The 4629-nt window shown below is 37.4% G+C and carries 6 protein-coding genes; all 6 read right to left on the bottom strand.

Features of this window, described 5'->3' with window-relative positions; genetic code table 11:
• Nucleotides 1–138: 138 nt before the first annotated feature.
• A complete protein-coding gene (locus ACED60_RS25200) occupies nt 139–861 on the bottom strand; it encodes a hypothetical protein (protein WP_012600704.1) in 723 nt (240 codons plus the stop codon).
• Between the two features lie 104 nt (nt 862–965).
• Nucleotides 966–1670 carry a hypothetical protein gene (locus ACED60_RS25195; RefSeq protein WP_121602190.1) on the bottom strand — a complete coding sequence of 235 codons (705 nt, stop codon included), beginning with the start codon at nt 1668–1670 and terminating at the stop codon, nt 966–968.
• Nucleotides 1671–1796: 126 nt separating this feature from the next.
• Nucleotides 1797–2045 (bottom strand): RES family NAD+ phosphorylase, encoded by a 249-nt coding sequence (locus ACED60_RS25190; RefSeq protein ID WP_371728702.1) that lies wholly within the window; start codon nt 2043–2045, stop codon nt 1797–1799.
• Between the two features lie 17 nt (nt 2046–2062).
• A complete protein-coding gene (locus tag ACED60_RS25185) occupies nt 2063–3010 on the bottom strand; it encodes a HEPN-associated N-terminal domain-containing protein (RefSeq protein ID WP_371728701.1) in 948 nt (315 codons plus the stop codon).
• Nucleotides 3011–3157: 147 nt separating this feature from the next.
• Complete coding sequence (locus tag ACED60_RS25180) at nt 3158–3685, bottom strand: hypothetical protein (protein WP_371728700.1); 528 nt, start codon at nt 3683–3685, stop codon at nt 3158–3160.
• A 140-nt stretch (nt 3686–3825) separates the two neighbouring features.
• A complete protein-coding gene (locus ACED60_RS25175) occupies nt 3826–4554 on the bottom strand; it encodes a hypothetical protein (protein ID WP_371728699.1) in 729 nt (242 codons plus the stop codon).
• Nucleotides 4555–4629: the final 75 nt, after the last annotated feature.

The following is a 4629-nucleotide window of genomic DNA, read 5'->3' as shown; positions in this document are numbered from 1 at the left end:
ATACAGGAGAGAAACTTCTACGTTTTTAATTGACAGTGGGGGTCATATCAACGCCCGCTTAAGGGGTGAGTAAATGTGTGCCAAAATTGTAGCGAAGCGAAAATGGCACGCGTTTATGAATCCCTCTTGAAGCGTTTGTTAGGGTGCGATTACATTTAGTTGCTTGTACTCACCTAAGTTTAAAAATGTTTGCTTTATCTTCTGTTGCTTTAAAAACATCAAGTCTTTCTCTAGTGCTTTATTATGAAACAGAAAAGCATTTTCTTCATTGATATGAACTGCATCAGACAACAATGCCATTACAGTCTTTGAATCGTGATTAAGTAGAGTTACAAAGTAGTATTCGAAAAAACTAAAAACAGCAGACAAAGCAGACTTTGCATCACTACTAAACCAAAACATTGAAGAGCGATCTATTCCAGTGCCTTTCATTGGGTTCGCTTCAAAATGCAAACCCAACTCTCTAAAATCACCTTCCATGTCATTTACAGAAAACTCTAAAGGTATTTTAACTTTTTTAGGGTGTACAAAAGAGTCTCGTACTTTTTTTAGTTCAGAAACTCTCTGAAATTCTACACGTGACCGATCTATATGTTTGTTTTCGCTAATCTGCGCGAATAGATCTAACTTCGCAAATGCGGTTGTCTTTTCAAGATCGTTGATAAAATTACGTGAACTTTGAAGAGAATACAAACAGCAATTAGCTGCTGACTCTAATGACAACGTTGAGTACAAAATAGATGATCTGGCGAACCTCTGACTTTCATACGGGTCATCAGTTTCAATAGACATCTTGTAAAAATGAATCGCATCAGAGATTAACTGTACAAATGACTGCTCTGATAAATGAGGATATGACATATTTCTCCTAGCTCCCTAACGCCGCATTAAGGTGTGAGCGGCGCTTGGCTATACTTGAGCGAAGCGAAACTGCCAAGCGTTGCGAATCACTCTTGAATGCTTTGTTAGTTGCCGGCTTCAAATTTATGCTGTGCCACTACTTCTACTACGGAATCCGACAACTCGCTTGTTACTAGTGCCATCAATTCAGATACTTGATTAATGTAGTTAGACGAAAGATTTACTTGACCAGTTAAGAGTGTAATACCTTCAACATCAGCAATAGCATCATTATTTTTTAACTTGCCACCATTATGAGCCCAAGCATTTCTTACAAGCCTAACTTCACCATTTAATCTTTCAACCGCCTGAATAAACTCATCTGATTCAATATCTAAACACCCAAGTCGTTTGAAACAATTTGTAATGTGCGTCAGCTGACTTACTCTCGGCCCATTTTGGTTGGGAAGTGTAGCTCTCCGCCCTAACATTGAAGCTACATGAGAATAGTAGGCTGTAAACTCGCATTCATATAAAGCCCACATGCTAAGAAGCATTGCTTGCCTCTGATACATTGGCATTACACCTGTAAAAATCTCTCTCAGGTTGTATTCTTGTTCTGTGACATTTCCCAGTCTTTCAACTGGGTACTCTATCAGTTCACCGGGATCACCTGCATAGTTCTGGTGCCAACCTTCTTGCCACTCGGTCTGAATGTGCTGGTCGATGTTTGTAATAAAGTCAGAGATTTGCTCTTCTTGTTGCTGATGAAAAGTTTTAAGCAATTCTAATTCTTCTGATACAAACCTTGTAGGTATCTTAAAAAACACTGTTTACTCCATTGTCAAAGCTGTAGGCAACTAACGCCGCATTAAGGTGTGAACAGCGCTTGGCTATACTTGAGCGAAGCGAAACTGCCAAGCGTTGCGAATCACTCTTCAATGCTTTGTTAAATTTTATTTAAGCTCGATATCTTCAACGTTATCCAGAACCAAAAGAGCGTTTTTATTTTCTAACTCAGATTTATCGACACAGTTTTCAGAATTTGCGAAAAGTACAATTGCTTTTTTGCCTTTACTCTTGGAACTTGGATATATGATCCCATCAAAACTAAGTTCATTTTCATATTTGAAGATGAGCTTAAAATATTCCGTAACTATTTGAGTAGGTACATAATCGATGTGAGCTCGATCTTCTCGATCAATCGGTTTTGTAAAATCATCTATAAAGTCCCGGACAAATGGAATATAAACTCGATTGTCTCTTTCACACTCATCAAATAGACTGGCATATAAAGGGCTTTTAATAAATCAATAACTTTTAGATCTCTCTTAGGTTTAAAATAACCACAAACTGCCTTTTTAGTCTCTCCTTCTTTAGGACTATAGGTTTCACTAATTGCAGTTTCTAAATCAAAAGCTCCATAAAACATAGATATGCCAGCAGGACTCATTCGGTTAGGCATCTTGGCGAACTCTCGAGCTGGTGCACCTAATTCTTTTGCAGACGTCAGTATTTCAGCACAATCAACAATCCTGACACGAACTAATTCAGTAGAGGTTGGAATTTCAGTAACTAAATTAAGGCTTCTTACCATGACTCCTAAAGAATCTAATATATCGATAGGATTCATTTCATCATATTGTTCACTATCATAATTTGGATTTGAAGCTTTAAAGAACACATATCTCGCTTCATTCATTACAAATTTTGAGAAACCTTCCCAACCATATAATAGAACACGATCTTCAGTTAGACTATATGGATTTTTTTTGCACCATTGAAGGTCACTAATTGAATGACGAATATCATTTAAAAGTTCTTCATGTCTTGCCCCAACATTACATTCATCTAATAAATCCCATGAATCTAAGACTTCTGAATATTGCCAACCTCCTTCTCTTGATTCATATGGCAACCCTTCATCTGAAGGAGCACCCCACTCAAATCTCAAGCTTTTCAAGATATACTCAATAACATCATCTACTTGGCAAGCGACAATATGATCTCCACTTGAATTGCAGTATGAGCAAGATGTATCACTTGCATTTCCTTCAATGTAAGACTGAATCCCACTTTCTTCAAAACAAGCAGAACAGACAGTCTTATTACCACAAGAACTATAACCTAATTCCTGTTCTGCTTCCCATGCTCTTTTAACTTGACTCACAAGAATAACCTCTAAAATTTAACGCCCAATTAAGGTGTGAAGCACGCTACCACAGCACTAAATTTGAACACCGTAAACACTAAATTAGACCCAAACCAAAAGTGCCAAGAGTGCTGAATCACTCTTAAATTGTTTGTTATGTGCGTACTAAACTTTCTGTTCTAATTTGCAATATGCACCAACCACTTCTTTCATATTGGCTGGTAAGTTTTTCATATTATCAATGATACATTTTAACAACTTTAGTCTTTGCTGTTCTTTAGCTGTCTGTTGAGTCTCCTCGTAATTTCGTACATTAACGACCTTATCGAGTTCACTACTAACTACTTTTGAATTATGTTCATCAGCATAGGCTTTAGTGATGTCAGAGTTTAGCTTGCCAGCTTTGAATTTAGACAAGGTTTGCTCAAAGGACATCGATTTTACTGATGCAACTTCAGACAAATACATTGCTAATATGCTACGCAATACGTCTAACTTATCTGCATTGCTCCATTCCTCTGAGGCTAAGCTGGCATCAATTTGCTGAAATATTGGTCTTACTATGTCTTTATTTTCTGGAGTAACAAGTTCTGAGTACGGAACGTTTTCAAAAAATAACCGATTGAAAAAGCTCTCGCTATCCGCGAACACTGAAGACGACACCAACAGTAAAATTAAGATGATTTTGTTCATTTTTCCTCTAAGCACATAACGCCTGCATAACACGTTTACTACTATGTAATTATACTTAAAATTGACGACTTAAAACGAGAAACACCCGGCAAACTGATATTGCCGAGTGTAGTAAATCGTGTTGATGCAATTGTTAGGCTTTATTCAGCATCACGTTCATAACACATTCTAGCTGCCGTTCGTATGTGCTCTTTAAACTCCATTTCTGACATTTTATCGTGTCGCGCATCATATGTTCCACCTGTTCGATTATAAATTGAACGTTTGCTAAACAGAACAAATGAGCCTTTTAAAAAGCGGTCTATTGGTCGAGCTGTTTGAGGTAATGATTCACCTTCGTATTCACCATTGTCCCAATGGTGATATTCAACATACCTTCCTGGTTCTATTTCTAAAAGCGCTTCAGCCGATTTTGCTGAGTTTAAAGCACCTCTAACACCTGTAGGCTCAATTTCATCAGCTTCAAGCCTGAAGTAGTTCCATTGGGGGTGATAACCAACCGATTCGTAAGTTAATTTCTTCGGTTTGAGTAGTTCAGCACTTCGTTCACAAACATGTAAGGCGATCATCCCATTTTCTTCCGCTTTAGATACACCAATTAGATCCATACCTCCACCAGTAGGATAGAACATATGATTTAAGCTTTTTCTATGACCAATTTCGTTTAATATCGAACATATTGAGTCAACATCTGTCCATGTTGCTTGAGATGGTGTTCCGTTTGGAAAAATTACTTTCTGTACATCTAACCACTCCAATAGATTTCGATTGTGAAAATCTTCATTTAACTCAATCCATTCAATTAATCGATTTGTAAATGCTTTAGCATTTGGACGATTAAACGGATCTGTATCCGTAGATTCTACCAACAAATTATCTAGTGAAGTTGTATACCCGTGATCATTGAAGGAGCTTGATTTTTTGCAATGAGAAGATCATGCTAT

The organism is Vibrio sp. 1F279 (genome assembly GCF_041439815.1).
Lineage (GTDB): Bacteria > Pseudomonadota > Gammaproteobacteria > Enterobacterales > Vibrionaceae > Vibrio > Vibrio tasmaniensis_A.
The sequence above is the reverse complement of the archived record's forward strand: the minus strand, read 5'-3'. Positions and strand labels throughout refer to the sequence as shown.

What these genes read in the sequence shown, in the direction of transcription:
- ACED60_RS25180 (WP_371728700.1), bottom strand. Translation starts at nt 3,685, where the DNA reads ATGAACAAAATCATCTTAATTTTACTGTTGGTGTCGTCTTCAGTGTTC.
- ACED60_RS25200 (WP_012600704.1), bottom strand. Translation starts at nt 861, where the DNA reads ATGTCATATCCTCATTTATCAGAGCAGTCATTTGTACAGTTAATCTCT.